General features: G+C 65.8%; 18 protein-coding genes. 9 read left to right on the top strand and 9 right to left on the bottom strand.

The genetic code is table 11. The features are described 5' to 3' along the window. Positions 1 to 56: 56 nt before the first annotated feature. Positions 57 to 689 (top strand): TetR/AcrR family transcriptional regulator, encoded by a 633-nt coding sequence (locus tag ACQR1Y_RS14735; RefSeq protein ID WP_434857345.1) that lies wholly within the window; start codon positions 57 to 59, stop codon positions 687 to 689. Between the two features lie 162 nt (positions 690 to 851). Here ACQR1Y_RS14735 and ACQR1Y_RS14730 read toward each other — a convergent pair whose 3' ends face one another. Further along, entirely contained in the window at positions 852 to 1,043 is a 192-nt protein-coding gene (locus ACQR1Y_RS14730) for a hypothetical protein (protein WP_434875698.1), read from the bottom strand. 222 nt (positions 1,044 to 1,265) lie between these two features. Between ACQR1Y_RS14730 and ACQR1Y_RS14725 the strand changes: the two genes are divergently transcribed. Further along, the gene (locus tag ACQR1Y_RS14725; protein ID WP_434875697.1) at positions 1,266 to 1,568 is read left to right on the top strand and encodes a hypothetical protein; all 303 of its coding nucleotides are present in this window, start codon (positions 1,266 to 1,268) and stop codon (positions 1,566 to 1,568) included. Between the two features lie 357 nt (positions 1,569 to 1,925). Here the strand turns inward: ACQR1Y_RS14725 and ACQR1Y_RS14720 are convergent, their stop codons facing one another. From ACQR1Y_RS14720 to ACQR1Y_RS14710, 3 genes are read right to left on the bottom strand one after another with little or no spacing between them, the layout of a single operon-like run. Further along, positions 1,926 to 2,918, bottom strand: a complete 993-nt coding sequence (locus ACQR1Y_RS14720) for an HlyD family secretion protein (protein ID WP_434875696.1) — start codon at positions 2,916 to 2,918, stop codon at positions 1,926 to 1,928. Then, positions 2,878 to 3,816, bottom strand: a complete 939-nt coding sequence (locus ACQR1Y_RS14715; protein WP_434875695.1) for a sigma-70 family RNA polymerase sigma factor — start codon at positions 3,814 to 3,816, stop codon at positions 2,878 to 2,880. Before ACQR1Y_RS14715 ends, ACQR1Y_RS14720 begins: the two co-directional genes overlap by 41 nt. Continuing rightward, positions 3,813 to 4,571: an SDR family oxidoreductase gene (locus ACQR1Y_RS14710; protein WP_434875694.1), complete on the bottom strand. Its 759-nt coding sequence runs from the start codon at positions 4,569 to 4,571 to the stop codon at positions 3,813 to 3,815. The genes ACQR1Y_RS14715 and ACQR1Y_RS14710 overlap by 4 nt, the downstream gene beginning before the upstream one ends. Positions 4,572 to 4,716: 145 nt before the next feature. Between ACQR1Y_RS14710 and ACQR1Y_RS14705 the strand changes: the two genes are divergently transcribed. Together ACQR1Y_RS14705 and ACQR1Y_RS14700 are read left to right on the top strand one after the other, a co-directional pair. Next, positions 4,717 to 5,922: a M20/M25/M40 family metallo-hydrolase gene (locus ACQR1Y_RS14705; RefSeq protein WP_434875693.1), complete on the top strand. Its 1,206-nt coding sequence runs from the start codon at positions 4,717 to 4,719 to the stop codon at positions 5,920 to 5,922. 114 nt (positions 5,923 to 6,036) lie between these two features. Continuing rightward, positions 6,037 to 6,582 carry a GNAT family N-acetyltransferase gene (locus ACQR1Y_RS14700; protein WP_434857352.1) on the top strand — a complete coding sequence of 182 codons (546 nt, stop codon included), beginning with the start codon at positions 6,037 to 6,039 and terminating at the stop codon, positions 6,580 to 6,582. 12 nt (positions 6,583 to 6,594) lie between these two features. Here the strand turns inward: ACQR1Y_RS14700 and ACQR1Y_RS14695 are convergent, their stop codons facing one another. Both ACQR1Y_RS14695 and ACQR1Y_RS14690 read right to left on the bottom strand, forming a co-directional pair. Further along, positions 6,595 to 7,050: an RbsD/FucU family protein gene (locus ACQR1Y_RS14695; RefSeq protein WP_434875692.1), complete on the bottom strand. Its 456-nt coding sequence runs from the start codon at positions 7,048 to 7,050 to the stop codon at positions 6,595 to 6,597. A 116-nt stretch (positions 7,051 to 7,166) separates the two neighbouring features. Further along, positions 7,167 to 7,592 carry a VOC family protein gene (locus ACQR1Y_RS14690; RefSeq protein WP_434875691.1) on the bottom strand — a complete coding sequence of 142 codons (426 nt, stop codon included), beginning with the start codon at positions 7,590 to 7,592 and terminating at the stop codon, positions 7,167 to 7,169. 68 nt (positions 7,593 to 7,660) lie between these two features. On the opposite strand from ACQR1Y_RS14690, the gene ACQR1Y_RS14685 reads away from it, so the two are divergent. Next, positions 7,661 to 8,254, top strand: a complete 594-nt coding sequence (locus ACQR1Y_RS14685; protein WP_434875690.1) for a TetR/AcrR family transcriptional regulator — start codon at positions 7,661 to 7,663, stop codon at positions 8,252 to 8,254. Positions 8,255 to 8,300: 46 nt separating this feature from the next. Here ACQR1Y_RS14685 and ACQR1Y_RS14680 read toward each other — a convergent pair whose 3' ends face one another. After that, complete coding sequence (locus ACQR1Y_RS14680) at positions 8,301 to 8,648, bottom strand: hypothetical protein (protein ID WP_434875689.1); 348 nt, start codon at positions 8,646 to 8,648, stop codon at positions 8,301 to 8,303. 207 nt (positions 8,649 to 8,855) lie between these two features. Between ACQR1Y_RS14680 and ACQR1Y_RS14675 the strand changes: the two genes are divergently transcribed. From ACQR1Y_RS14675 to ACQR1Y_RS14660, 4 genes are all read left to right on the top strand, one after another. Next, positions 8,856 to 9,278: a ferritin-like domain-containing protein gene (locus ACQR1Y_RS14675; RefSeq protein WP_434857357.1), complete on the top strand. Its 423-nt coding sequence runs from the start codon at positions 8,856 to 8,858 to the stop codon at positions 9,276 to 9,278. Between the two features lie 10 nt (positions 9,279 to 9,288). Then, positions 9,289 to 9,786 (top strand): nucleoside deaminase, encoded by a 498-nt coding sequence (locus tag ACQR1Y_RS14670; RefSeq protein ID WP_434875688.1) that lies wholly within the window; start codon positions 9,289 to 9,291, stop codon positions 9,784 to 9,786. A 330-nt stretch (positions 9,787 to 10,116) separates the two neighbouring features. Continuing rightward, a complete protein-coding gene (locus tag ACQR1Y_RS14665; RefSeq protein WP_434875687.1) occupies positions 10,117 to 10,491 on the top strand; it encodes a hypothetical protein in 375 nt (124 codons plus the stop codon). Positions 10,492 to 10,871: 380 nt separating this feature from the next. Continuing rightward, a complete protein-coding gene (locus tag ACQR1Y_RS14660; RefSeq protein WP_434875686.1) occupies positions 10,872 to 11,285 on the top strand; it encodes a DUF4174 domain-containing protein in 414 nt (137 codons plus the stop codon). 195 nt (positions 11,286 to 11,480) lie between these two features. On the opposite strand, the gene ACQR1Y_RS14655 is transcribed toward ACQR1Y_RS14660, so the two are convergent. Continuing rightward, positions 11,481 to 13,157, bottom strand: a complete 1,677-nt coding sequence (locus ACQR1Y_RS14655) for a methyl-accepting chemotaxis protein (protein WP_434876019.1) — start codon at positions 13,155 to 13,157, stop codon at positions 11,481 to 11,483. A 198-nt stretch (positions 13,158 to 13,355) separates the two neighbouring features. Then, on the bottom strand, positions 13,356 to 14,216 hold the full coding sequence (locus ACQR1Y_RS14650) for an isocitrate lyase/PEP mutase family protein (RefSeq protein WP_434875685.1): 861 nt from the start codon (positions 14,214 to 14,216) through the stop codon (positions 13,356 to 13,358). Between the last annotated feature and the right edge of the window lie 20 nt (positions 14,217 to 14,236).

Raw genomic sequence — 14,236 nt, 5'->3', positions numbered from 1 at the left:
ATTTCATATTTTGTTCGTTTGCGTATTCGGAGACCCACCGTTATTGTGATGGGACCATGAAATCGAAGGATTCCACCTCCGCACCCCCCTCTCCCGACGACGAAAATTCGTTTCGGGCGCAGATTCTGGATGCGGCGCGTGATCAGGTGCGACGTCATGGCGAAGCCAAGACCAACGTTGTCGATGTCGCCCGGGCCATGGGTACGTCACACACGACGATTTATCGCCACTTCCGCTCCAAAGCTGACCTCTTCGATGCGCTCGTCGTCGAGGCCATGCGTGATGAGGAAGAGATGGCGCGTCGCTTCGCGGACGCCAAAGGACCATTCGCAGAGCGGATCGAGGGCATGGTGCTTGCGCTGCACGCCCGCAAGCGCGAACGCTTCGTTGCCGACCCGGAAGTTTACGGGTTGTACCGTCGCATTGTGGAAGAGCGGCCAGAGATCATCGCGGCCTATTCCCGAGCAATGACTTCGCTCATCGCCCGCATTCTCGCTGACGCGAAAAAACGTGGCGAAATCAAAGTTGACGATATTGATGCGGCGGCTGGCGTCGTACGAGATGCAGTCACCGTTTTCGTGCACCCCGCCCACGTCGCAGCGGCGGCCGCAGCCAATCTTCCGAGCGAGAGAATGGCTCGCAACGTCGTACGAACGCTCTGCGCCGGTTTCCGCGCTGGACTTGATTGAAGGCGAGCAGGATCGGCCGGCCGTTGTGGAGCTTCGCCTCCGCCGGTCGCGGCGAACTGATGATCTGGGCGAGCCCGGCGGCGCGCACGATCCGGCAGGAGGCCGAGCGGCGCGGCTACGGGTGCGACGATGTTGCCGCCGCGCTCGGCCGCTACAATCCGATCAACTGGTCAACTGGATCGAACGCGTCGCGCCCGACGGCCGGCTCGTCGTCGGCCGCTTCGACCGGATGGTGCCGCGCGCCTGCGGCCAGGCGCGCTGCTCACGCGCGCGAGGCGTCCTATTGTCGGCGACCATCTCCTCGAGCTGCCGCTCGGCCATGTCGCGGTCCTCGCCGCAAGCGGCTTCCTGCAAGGGCGCTGGCTGCGCGCCGAGGCCCGCCGCTCGCAGCGATGAGCACAGCGCGGGCAAGACCTCGTTGCACTGCAACGATCGCTGCAAACTACTCCGAACTACTTCACTGGCAGATGCATTTTGTCGGATTCGCGACACCAACTTTTCTTGACCCCCGCGCCGACCGCTCCTAGCTTCCGCCCCCGCTTGCGGCGATCAACAAACTCATCAAGGGCGGAAACGATGGTTCGCGAATTCGAATACAAGGGAGAAGTGTTCCGGGTGACGGCGCATGGCATTCACGGCCATGAGGAGATCTTCATCGTGCACATCGATGACGGCGTCGAGGGCGGCGAGATCTCGATCGACCGCATGACCGAGGAGAACGATACGTCGGCGCCGCTGGAATCCATCATCGTCATGCTGTGCGACAAACTGATTCCAGAGTCCGCCATCGCCTGCCGAAACCCCGGCGCGCCGTTCGCATGGCGAGAGGGCAAGGTGGTCTATCAGGTGCATGATGGCGTGCAGGCACTGAACCATTGAACACGCAGCGCGGACGGCTCGACGTATGACGACGATGTCGTTTCGGCGCATCCATCCTTGCAGCCGACGTTCAGAAGCCGAACGACGATCGTCGTGACTGCGCCCTCTCCCCTAAGGCGAAGCGAAGCTTCGCCAGGGTGGGAGAGGGCATCTCCGAACTATCAACGTGCTCGGTTGGGTGAGGGGTCTCTCTCTGCAACCGTTGCTCGTTGACAGAGACCCCTCACCCAACCGCGCTTGCCGGTCTGTCCGACATGCCCTCTCCCACCCTGGCGAAGCTTCGCTTCGCCTTGGGGGCGAGGGCGCAGTATCAGGCAGCGCATGGAAGGATCGCGCGTCGCGCGGAGATGGCTGTGGTCAGATGCGCCGCCGCACGGACGCGGGTTGGAGATCCTGTCCGCAGCGGCAGCTTCGCTGGGCCTTTTCCTGCAGGATCTCCGAGACCATCCGCTCCGTCCCGGTCAGGCCGGTCAGAATGGTGGCGCTAACGGCCATGCCCGGCCTCAATCCGGCGGGAAGGACAGTCTTCAGGCGGATCTTCAGGGCGACGCGGTCTTCGCCGTTCGGCGACCCCGGCGCCGCACCGATCCATTCGGCATCCGCCACATGTCCGTAGAGCCGGATGGACGGCAGGCCCGGCACCTCGATCGTGACCGCCTGTCCGAGCGCGACATAGGTGATGTCGGAGACAGCGAGGACAGCGGTGATGTGGGGCTCGCCCGGCGTGGCCACCGCCATCATCGACCGGTCTGCCGTGACGACGTCGCCGACATGGAGACCGCCCACCGTCACCACGCCGGCGACGGGAGCGATGACGTCGTTCAGCGCGACAGTCGCTGTGTCCGCCTCGCGGGGCGCGATGCGCGCGAGAAGCTGTCCGGCGGCGATCTCCTGATGATCGGTCACGAGCAGTTCACTGACCCGGCCGGGCACGGCCGACCTGACCGGGACTTCGTTCCCGCCGACATAGGCCTCGTCGGTATGAACGAGATACTGGCCGACGGTCACGTAATCGACCATCCACCACAGCGCGATGAACAATCCCACGATCAGGCCAAGCCCGGCGAGCGGCCGCAGCGCACGGCCTGCGGACGCAGGCGGTGTCGCCCGCGCATCCGCCGGCGAGCGCTCCTTGTTCGGATTGACCATGCGGGTTCCGCCCGATCCTTGCTGTTCAACCACCGCGCGCTCCCACGACGGCATCGCCTGCGTTGCCGCCTCGACGGGTTTCTCGTGACCATCATGCTCGTTGCGCCGATGTGGCGGCTCCCGGGCCGGTTGATAATGGCGCCGGGACCAAATGCGGTGTTCAGGTTCTCGAAACAATGCCCCTGCCGGCGCGCCCTGCATCGGGTGCAAGCACCAGTTCGGCGCCGGCGACGACATAGCGGACATAGCGGTAGTCGCGGATGAAGCTGATCTTTCCGTCGCGCCACGCGAGCCACATGACGTAGCTGGGCTCGTGATCCCCGCGGTCCTCGAAGACGGCGATCACCTCCCTGCCCTCGAGCCATGCGGGCGCAAGCCAGATGGTGTCGGCCTTGGCGTAGATCTGGAAGAACATGCCGACATCGGCCGCGCCGGAACGGACGGGATGCGTGGACTGGTTCAGCTTGACATCGTCGGCCAGCAACGCACGCAAGCCGTCCCAATCGCGCCGGTTGAACATCGCGACGTAACGCGCCACCGCGTCGGATGGCGGCCTTGCAGGCGGCGGATCGATGGCGCTGGCGTTGATCTCGCGCAGGCGCGCGCGGCCGCGGGCGAGATGGGCTTTCACCGAATCGAGCGTCAGATCGAGCAGGGCTGCGATCTCCGCGAGCGGCTCGTCCAGCACGTCCTTGAGGATCAGCACGCTGCGCTGGTGCAGCGGCAGCGCGGTGAAGCGCGATATGGCGGTTTCGATCGCTTCCCGGCGCATCATCATCTCCACGGGGTCGGGCGCGGCGGCATCGACCACGTCGCCGGCCGCATCGATCGGCTCCGCGGCCCGCAGCGCGCGGCTGCGCAGCAGGTCGAGGGCGCGATTATGCGCGATGCGGAACAGCCAGGCGCGCGGCGTCGCGACATCAGGCATCTCGTCGACGGCTGCGAGCGCGCGCGTCAGCGCATCCTGCACGACGTCCTCGCCATCGATCACCGAGCCCATCAGCCGCGCGCAGTAGCGATGCAGCTCGGGCCGCAGCCGCTGCGCCAGCGTGACGAGCTCGGTGCGCGCCGCCTCGGATTTGGGCTGGCCGTGGCTCAAGCCGCCGCTCCTTCCATCACCGTGACGCCGTCGTCGCCGTTGAGACCGAACACGACGCCTTCGTCAAACCGCTCGTCCTCCAGCACGGCGACGACGCGATCGCCATAGGCGCGCGGCGGCATCGGCGCGCCGAAGCGGGCGACGAACGCGTCCGGCGTGATGCCCATCGCGCCCGCATAGGCGCCCGCGGCGGTGTCGCCGATGCCGGTGCCCAGAATCATCATGCGCGGCACGATTGCCTGGAAGCGGATGCCGAGCTTGTCGTCCTGCGCCACGCCATTGGCGTATTTGGTCATGAACCAGAGCATGCGCTTGGCGCCGGCGTAGCCGCCCGACATCTGTGACCCGCCCACCGCCGCACCGCTGGATCCGACCAGGACCCGGCTCCCCGGCTTGAGCGGCAGTTTGAGCGCCGCCTGGATCCAGTACAAGCCCGCTCTGACGTCCGTGTCCCAGGCGACCGAGAAGTCCTGCCAGCTCAGCCGATCCAGCCGGTCCATGTGCGGGGTCGTTCCGGCGTTCAGGATCAGGATGTCCGGCCGGATGTCGCCGACGATGCGATGCGCGGCGGCCTCGTCGGTGACGTCGGCGGCGATCGTCGCCACGGCCAGCCGGTCAGCGGCGGCGCTCAGCGCCTCGGCTCCGCGCGCAACCACGGTCACCTTGGCGCCGTGATCGACCAGCGCCTCCACGATCCCGAGGCCAAGGCCGCGGCTGCCACCGGTGACGACGATCGACTTGTCCTTCAGGCTCATGATGATGCTCCATTGTCCAGATGACATGAAGACGATCGAGGCATCGAAAAGGAGTCAGGCGACCGAATTGATTGTAAGAGTCCCCTTGCGCCAGGGGACGCCGGGCTGGATGTTCCGGCCCTCGTTCAAACATGGGAATCGCCTGATGTCCGTCGACACTGCCGCCGCCACCGATCGCCTGATGCGTTTTCTCGCCGTGCCGGGGGTCACCGGACAGGAGAAGGCGATCGGGCGCGAGATCATGGCGGCGCTGAAGCAGGCCGGCGTGCTGGCGAAGGCGATGCGGTTCGACGATGCCAATAGCCGCATCGCGCTGCCGACCGAGACCGGCAATCTCATCGTCGAGCTGCCCGGCCGCGGCAGCCTGAAGGATCAGCCGCGGCTGATGTTCATGACCCACATGGACACGGTGCCGCTGTGCGCCGGCGCGCAGCCGAAGATCTCGGGGCGCAAGATCGTCAACCAGGCCAAGACCGCGCTCGGCGGCGACAACCGCTGCGGCTGCGGCATTCTCGTGACGCTCGCGGCCGAACTCGTCCGGCAAAAGCTCGATCATCCGCCGATCACGCTGTTGTTCTGCGTGCGCGAGGAGAGCGGGCTGCACGGCGCGCGGCATGTCGATCTCGACGCGCTCGGCGCGCCGAAGATGGCGTTCAATTTCGACGGCGGCTCCGCGTCCAGCATCACGATCGCCGCGGTCGGCGCCGACAAATGGGAGGTCGAGATCTTCGGCCGCGCCTCGCATGCCGGCGTCGCGCCGGAGCGCGGCATCAGCGCCACCATAATCCTGTCGCTGGCGCTCGCCGAGGTCAGAGCCGGCGGCTGGTTCGGCAAGGTGGTGAAGGGCAAGGGCAAGGACGCCAAGCTTGGGACCAGCAATGTCGGCCCGGTCACCGGCGGCGAGGGCCGCCCCGCGGGCGACGCCACCAACGTCGTCACCGACTATGTCCATGTCGTCGGCGAGTGCCGCAGCCATGATGCCAAATTCGTCCGTGAGATCAGCAATGCCTACAAGGCCGCGTTCGAGAAGGCCGCCAGGCAGGTCACGAACAGCGACGGCAAGTCCGGCCGCGTCAAGTTCAAGGCGGTGACGGAGTTTCCGCCGTTCCAGATCAAGGAGACCCTGCCCGTCGTCAAGCGCGCCACCGCCGCCGTCACCGACATCGGCGCGACGCCGACCCTGCGCGCCGGCAATGGCGGCCTCGACGCCAACTGGATGGTCCGCCACGGCATCCCCACCGTCACCTTCGGCACCGGCCAGAACGAGCCGCACACGATCGACGAGTGGATCAACCGCGACGAATACGACCGCGCCTGCGCGCTCGCCGTGCGGCTGGCGACGATGGGGTGAGTGACGCGACGCTTCGCCAACGTCGGCACGTCAGACGGCGGTAAGCTTCACGGCGTTCACATTACCGCGCCTGGACGCGGCGGATCGCGTGGGCAGCTCTGCAGCGAGGCGACCTTGCAACACGACCGTGAAGACGACCGCGTCACCCTCGAAGTCGCGGACACGCGCGATCTGCCGGCATTCAAGCGGGAACTGCAGGAGGCGTTCTCGGCTGCCCTGATGGACGAGCTCGGCTCGTTTCCGGATCAGGCGATTCCGTCCGCTGACGATATCGAACAGTCCTTCACCGCGCCGGGCGCCGCGACCTATCATGTGCTGCTTGACGGACGGCGTGTCGGGGGCGTCGTCCTGACCATCGATCCGGTCTCGCAGCGCAATTCGCTCGACCTGTTCTACATCTCGATCCGTCAACATGGCCGCGGCCTCGGGCAGCGCGCATGGCGCGCGATCGAGGCGCGCTATCCCGAGACCCGGGTGTGGCAGACGTTCACGCCCTATTTCGAGAAGCGCAACATCCACTTCTACGTCAACAAATGCGGCTTTCGGATCGTCGAATACTACAACGCGCACAATCCGCTGCCGCACCGGCCTGCCCTGGACGGCATGCCCGACGACGGCGACTTCTTCCGCTTCGAGAAGATCATGCGGCAGGAGCATTGAGGCGGATTTGCCTTACACCTCCTCCGGCGGGATCACGCCCTTGCTGAAGATGAAGCAGCCATAGAAGCGGCGCTCGCCGGTGGCGATCACGCAATAGGCTGATCTGGCCAATTCATAAAACGCGTAGCGCTCGACGCCGACCAGCGGCCACGGCCTGCCCTCGGCCGCGTCGATCGCGGCCTGCACCTCCTGCTGCACCGGCGTGACCTCCAGGGGATGGCCGACGACCTCCATGCGCAGGGCGGCATCGTCGATGAAGGTGTCGAGCGGCAGCACCGACAACACCGCCTGAACGGCCCGCGCCGCGCTGACATTGTCGATGCGCAGCAGTTCGCCGAGCACGGTCTGCCGCGCGATCGCATCCGCTGGAAAGTTGGTGTCGCAGATCACCAGCCGGTCACCATGCCCCATGGCCCTGAGCGCATAGAGCACGTCGGCATTGAGCAGCGGATCGATCCCCTTCAGCATGGCGTCCTCCCCGTGTTGCTTCGTCTGCCGACCGCCTGCGCCTCGGCCTGGCGCAGACGCTCGATGTGTTGGATGCGAGTGTCGCAATGGATGCGGCGAGCCGCAATCGTCATGCGTCACTGCGGCAGCGCGTCGGGCGCGTATTGCGCGGCAAAGGCTGCGCTCGGCGGAATCGGCTTGATGACATCGATCAGCACGCCGTTCGGATCCTGCGTGATGAAATGCCGCTGGCCGAACTCCTCGTCGCGCAGCGGCAGCAGGATCGGCAGCCCGGCCGCGACCGCCTCGGCATGCACCGTGTCGACATCCTCGACTTCGAAATTGAGCAGCACACCCGAGGCCCGGCCGCGGGCGGCTTGGGGGATTGTCGCGTGGTCGCCCCTGAGGATCGCGAGATTGACGGCGGGGTCACGTGTCGACTGCAGATGGACGTACCAGTCGGCCTCGAACAGCGGCTGGAACGCCAGGTGCCGGACATAGAACGCGGCCGTTCCGGCGACGTCGTCGGCCATGAGGACGGGGTAGTAGCTGGTGATCTTCATGCTTCCCTTCTCCCTCAAATAAACATACATTCTGTATGTTTCTTGTTCTTAACAAACAGGCAGACTGTATGCAAATGAAATCGGCCCGGCGCAGCAATCCCGAGCGGACCGCCGAGATGAGAGCGCGGCTTGTCGCGACGGCGCGGCGCCTGTTCGTCGCACACGGCTATGCCGCGACCAGCACGCCGGCGATCGTCGAAGCGGCCGGGGTCACGCGGGGCGCGCTGTATCATCACTTCGCGGACAAGCAGGCGATCTTTCGCGCCGTGGTCGAAGCGGAGTCCGCCGATGTCGCCCTGGCGATCGCGGCCGCCGACGCGCCGGAGCTGTCCGCGCAGGCGCGACTGCTCGCCGGCGCCAAGGCCTACGTGCAGGCGATGCAGGCCGAAGGCCGCACGCGGCTGCTGCTGATCGAAGGCCCGGCCGTGCTGGGCCGCGACGAGATTCGCGCCATCGAAGCACGCAACGGGGACGCCAGCCTGAAGACCGGCCTCGGCGAGGCGATCGCTGCCGGTGCCCTGCCCCGCCTGCCGCTCAATGCGCTCGCCTCGCTGCTCTCGGCCATGTTCGAGCGCGCCGCCATCGATGTCGTCGAGGGCGTCGCACCGGCGGATGTGCTCGCCGTGATCGAGCAGATCCTTCGCGGGCTGGCGACGGACTGACGACGCCGCAGCAAGATGCGGCACCACACCATCACTCTAGGCCGAGCTAAACTCCGAGTCGCCTGCCCTCGCCGACCACGCGGAGATCGATGCTGCCGATCAGATCCGATCGCAGCGCCTCGGCATCGGCCATCGCCGCCGTGGTCTGCAGCAAGGTGCTGACGTTCGATCCGAGCGACACGATGCCGCCAAGCACCGCGGCAATCGCGCCGAGCAGCGCCACCGCGTTGGATCCGAGCAGACCGAGCACCGCGCCGAGCAGCAAGGCCGCGCCGACCGAGATCAGGACCTTCGACGCCAGGATGATCTTTCGGCACCGCTCGGCCATGTCGGCCAGCTGCTCGATCCGCATCTCGATCAAGGCGATCTGTCCGCTCCGGTCGTCCTCCTCCATCACCCGCGCCGTCCTCTGCGATCACACTCCTTGCAAGCCGCGAGCCTACGATGCCGGCCCCGCGCGGGCAACCATCCGCGGTGGTGACCGTGTGTGCGGCAACGCCAATCGCACGCCCCTGTGGCGGAAGGCAGCGGGCCGGAACAAAGCCTGCGACGCCGGATTGTCGTGGTCGAAATTTCCACTCAGCAAAACGATGAGGCGACCATGGCTGCAGACAGCCTGAAGACACTGCACACGTCCCTGGTTGATGCGCGCAACGGCTATCAGGAAGCCGCCGATGATGCCGAGACGCCGGCGCTCAAGGCGCTGTTTGCCGAGATGATCGCGCTCAAGGAACGGGATCACGCCGAGCTGCATGACGCGCTGCGGCGGATGGGCGAGACGCCGGACGAGTCCGGCTCATTCATGTCCACGGTGCACCAGACCGTCATCCGCGTCCGCGCCGCGGTGACCGGCCTCGGCACGAATGCGCTGTCCTCCTTCGTCAGCGGCGAGGAGCAGATTCTCGGTCAATACGACGACGCGCTGAAGGACTGCGCCGGTGACGCCGCGACCGCGGCCACGCTGCGCCGGCAGCGCGAGACGTTGCAGGCGAAGATCGCCGAGATGAAGCAGCTCGCAACCTGAGCGCCCGATCGTGCCGAACCTGAAAACCGACGAGCATTTCATGCAGGAGGCGATCAAGGTCGCCACGCAGGATGGCGCGGATCCGTCGCTGTCGCCGATCGGCTGCGTCATCGTGCTCGGCTCCGACATCATCGCCGCCGAGCGCAATCACGTGTCCGCCAAGCGCGACGCCACGGCGCATGCCGAGATCGAAGCCATCCGCGCCGCCGGCCGCGGCTTCGACGATGGCGAGTTGCGCGGCGCGACGCTCTACACCACCCTGCAGCCGTGCGGCATGTGCACGATGGCGTCGATCTGGAGCAAGGTGGGCCGCATCGTCTACGGCGCCGGCCGCGAGGACGTGCACCAGATGTACTTCGAAACCCGGCACGTCGACACGCTCGACTTCGTCGCGAACGCCTATCGCGACGACATCTCGATCGAAGGCGGCGTTCTGCGCGAGGCCTGCAGCAAGCTGTACTATCGACCATGGGACGATGTCCCGATCGAGGACCAGGGCAACCGGTAACGCCGGCATTGTCTTCACGCCCCAAACAGCTTGATCTTCAAGCAGCGAGCATGGCCGGCCGTCTCGCGGCCGCATGCGCCCGAGGGCCGCGACAAACTGGCGCGACGGGCAATGTCGGCATGCGCCCCGTGCGCGGCGGAACTCGAAAGGCTGGTCGCAGTTCTAGGTCGGTGGATCCGTCTTCGCGCCTCCCGTGCCGCACGAGGTCGGGCCAGACCTGGAATTGATCTCGCGTTTGACACCGCTCTGTTCGGACCGTCGTCGAGACGTCTCGGCGAGGCCGACATTGGACCCATCAGCCGACCACGGCATACTCATTGGAGGCCAGACATGTCGACCAAAACTGTTCTGCTCGGCCGCACGGCCGTCATCGCTTCGCTGACCGCACTCGCGATCGGCGCCTTGACTCCGACCAGCGCCGAGGCGCGGAACGGGCGCTGGCACGGCGGCGGCGGCGCTGCGGTGGGCGCAGCGCTTGCGGCTGGTGCCATCGGCACCGGACTTGCGATTGCTGCGAGCCGCGACGCCTATGACTACTATGACGGTCCGGTGTATGGCGGCCCAGGGTACTACGGGCCGTCCTATTACGGCCCGAACCCTCACGCCTATGGCTATTACCGCAAGGGCGAATTCCCCTATCAGGTCTATGGCGGCGACAGCCCGAATGCCGTGTGTGCGCAGGGCACGACCTGGAACTGCCGCTGAGCCGCCCCCGATCGAAATCTCGGCGCGACCGTGGTCGCGCCGCTCGTCGTCCGACGGCGTCATGGCCGGGCTCGTCACGGCCATTGATGTTACGCCGCTTAGTCCGGCATCCCGCACGGACGGCCGCGTCGTCCTCGGCACGGACAGGGCGGCTTCATTCCGATGCCGTTCGAAGTCCGGGATGCCGGCGCGGTCAGATTCGGCGCGCATGCCTATTGCCAGGACATCGAGACCGCATCGAGAGTCGCGGCAGCATTCGACACGAGGAGCAGCAGGGCACACGGCGGAGGCCGTTTTTCCGCGCGGATGCCGGCGGCAGGACAACAGATCCACCGCGCGGCTGCCAGCGTTCTGGCGAGAGCCATCAGGAGGCCCCGACCATGCAGCTACATCTGCTCACGACCGCATTCCTGCTGGGATGGATCGCCATGCCGCACCCGAGCGACGCCTCTCCACTCGACTCCTACCGATGGAAGAACCGCCTTCTGGTGGTGACCGGATCCGACGACGCAGCCACGCAGCAGCAACGCCGGATCTACGATGCCGCCAGAGCCGGCATGTCCGAGCGCGCCATCGTCCTGCTGCAAGCCGATGACGACAGCACCTCGTCGCGGCAATTGCGGGCCGCACTCGGCACCGACGGCCGCCGCTTCAGGGTGTATCTCATCGGCAAGGATGGCCACACGGCGTTCGCGTCGGACGAGCCCATTTCGGCCGAGGCATTGTTCAAGCGCATCGATGCGATGCCGATGCGGCAGGACGAGATGCGGCGCGACAGGATGAAGGAGCGCTGACCCGCGACGTGACCCCGCCTACGACAGGTCCGAGCTCCGGTCTCGCTCTTCGAGACGACCGCCCCTGAGGGCGGTCTAACCGTTGAAGCCGCAGATCTTGTCGATCTGCAGATCGTTCGAGAAACCTATCCGCGATCACATCTCAGGGCCGCTCCGGAGCGACTATGAAGCTCCGGAGCTCGCACGCGCCCGATGTCAGGCCGCCCGGACCGTTGTAAGGAACTTGCCGATCTCGGTTTTCAATCGCTCGCTGTCGCGAGACAGTGACTTCGCCGCAGACAAGACCTGGCTCGAGGCAGAGCCGGTCTCGGACGCCCCGCGTTGGACCTGAACAACGTTGGTCGACACCTGTTGCGTGCCGGAGGCCGCCTGCTGGACGTTGCGGGAGATTTCCTGCGTCGCCGCCCCCTGCTGCTCGACCGCCGCAGCAATGGTCGAGGCAATCTCGGACAACTTTTCGATCGTCGTGGAGATGGCCCTGATCGCATCGACGGATTCGTTGGTCGCCGTCTGGATGCTGCCAATCTGCTGGCCGATTTCGCCGGTCGCCTTGGCCGTCTGCTCCGCGAGAGCCTTGACCTCGGTCGCAACCACCGCGAAACCACGTCCCGCCTCGCCGGCGCGCGCCGCCTCGATGGTGGCGTTGAGCGCCAGAAGATTGGTCTGCCCGGCGATGGTGTTGATGAGTTCGACCACGTCACCGATCCGACCCGCGGCCTTGGAGAGTTCGGCGACCTGTTCGTTGGTCTTGCGCGCCTGCCCGACGGCCTCGTTCGCCATCCGCGCGGACTCCTGCACCTGACGGCTGATCTCCGTGACGGAGGATGACAACTCCTCGGTCGCCGAGGCCACCGATTGAACATTCGTCGAGGCTTCTTCCGAGGCGGCGGCCACCGACGTGGACATCTCCTGAGAGCGTTCCGCGGTCTTGCTGAGACTGCCGGCTGAGGCCTCGAGCTGTGTCGATGCCGACGACACGGTGTCGACGATCTCGCCGACGGCCTGTTCGAAACGGTTGGCCAGATCCAGCATGTCGCGGCGCCGCTGCTCGACCTGCCTGCGCTCCGTCTCCTTCTGCTCCGCCTCGAGGGCCTGCACGCGGATCGCGTTGTCCTTGAAAACCTGCACGGCCTTCGCCATCTCGCCAACTTCGTCGCGGCGATCGGCGTAAGGAATGACAACGCTCAAATCCTGATTGGCCAGCCGCCCCATTGCGACGGTCATGCTGGTGATGCCGCGCGTCACGGCCGAGTTCAGGATCAGCAGCGAGAGCAGCGCGATGACCGCCATCACCACTCCACCGACCATGATGGCCATTTTCGAGGATGCGAGAGCTGCATCAGCGGCCTCCGCGCGGGTATGGAGCAGCGACGCCTCAGCGTCGATCACCTCTTTCACGAGTCCGCGCAGTCCATCCATGTACTTCTTGCCGGCGCCGGAGGCTTCGAGATTGCGCGCCTCCGCGATCGTCTGCGGATTGCGCATCAGCGCGATTTCCTTTTCGGCGACGTCCTGCCGCCAGCCCTTCGCGGCCGTCTCGATCTGCTCCAGCCGACGTTGCTGGGCGGCATTGTCGGACGTCAGTTGCCTCACTTCCTTCAACGCAGTCTTGAAAGCCGCGTCCGCATTTCGGTAGGGCTCGAGAAAGTTGTCCGTCCCGCCGACCAGAAAGCCGCGCACGCCGGTTTCGGCATCCACCATCGCCGAGACGAGCGCCTTGGTCGTATCGATCACCTGATAGGTGTGGACCGTCCATTGGTTGTTCTGGGCGAGCGTACCAAGGTTCTGCCACGTTACGACGTTCGCCACCAAGGATACGATGATCGTCAAGAGGAAGGCGGCACCAATCTTACGTGACGTCTTCAAATTCATCAGGAAGGACAGCACCTTTTTAGCTCCCAACAGGCCGCGCCCCCGCGGCAGGCAAGAATTGCGACCATGCAACTCGCCTCCCATGCTGGCCGATCGCCGTTAATCGCCCATTAACCCTCCCTCGTAGTACTACGGACTATCGGAATACCGTGATGACATATCTCGATGAGTTTCCAGGGACAGCAGGCGAAGCCGATCTCACGTCTCCGCATAGCGGCGTTCGAATGCCCAGACGTCCTCGAAGCCGATCAGCTTGTTGAATTCCGCGAAAGAGAACATCGTGTCGGACAAGGTCGTGGTGCCGTTGTCCCTGAGATCGGCATAGGCCGTCTCGAGCGCCTTGGCGGTCGCGAGAAAGCCGACCGCGGGGAAGATCGCGAGCGAGAATCCGATTTCGGCAAGTCGCTTGGCCGGCAGCATCGGCGTCCGCCCACCATTGACCATGTTGGCGACGAGCGGCGTCTTGATGCGCCGGCCGATATCCACCATCTCCGCCTCGGTCTCCGGTGACTCGATGAAGACGATGTCGGCGCCCGCCTCGGCATAGGCCTCGCCGCGGCGCAGCGCCTCGTCGAGACCGAGCGACGTCCGCGCGTCGGTGCGCGCGACGATGAGGAAGTCACGGCTGCTGCGGCTGTCGCTGGCGACCTTGATCTTGCGGACCATGTCGGCCATCGGAACGACGCGCCGGTTCGGCGTATGGCCGCACTTCTTGGGAAACTCCTGGTCCTCGATCTGGATCGCGGTTACGCCGGCCGCCTCATAGCCGCGCACGGTGTGGCGGACATTGAGCAGGCCGCCATAGCCCGTATCGGCGTCGGCGATGACCGGCGTCTTGGTCATACGGCAGATGCAGCCGATGCGGTCGATCATCTCCGTGTAGGTCGCGAGCCCGGCGTCCGGCAGTCCGAGCGCGGAGGCGACAGTGCCGTAGCCTGTGACATACAGCGCCTTGAAGCCCATGCGGTCTGCCATCAAGGCCGAGATGAGATCGTAGACGCCTGGCGCGACGATGAACTCGCGGGCTTCGATCGATGCTTTGAGCGCGGGGGATGCCATGAAGACCTCGTTGCTTGACG

The sequence above is a fragment of the Bradyrhizobium sp. HKCCYLRH3099 genome (genome assembly GCF_051167855.1).
GTDB lineage: Bacteria > Pseudomonadota > Alphaproteobacteria > Rhizobiales > Xanthobacteraceae > Bradyrhizobium.
This window is presented reverse-complemented; position numbering and strand designations above follow the sequence as displayed.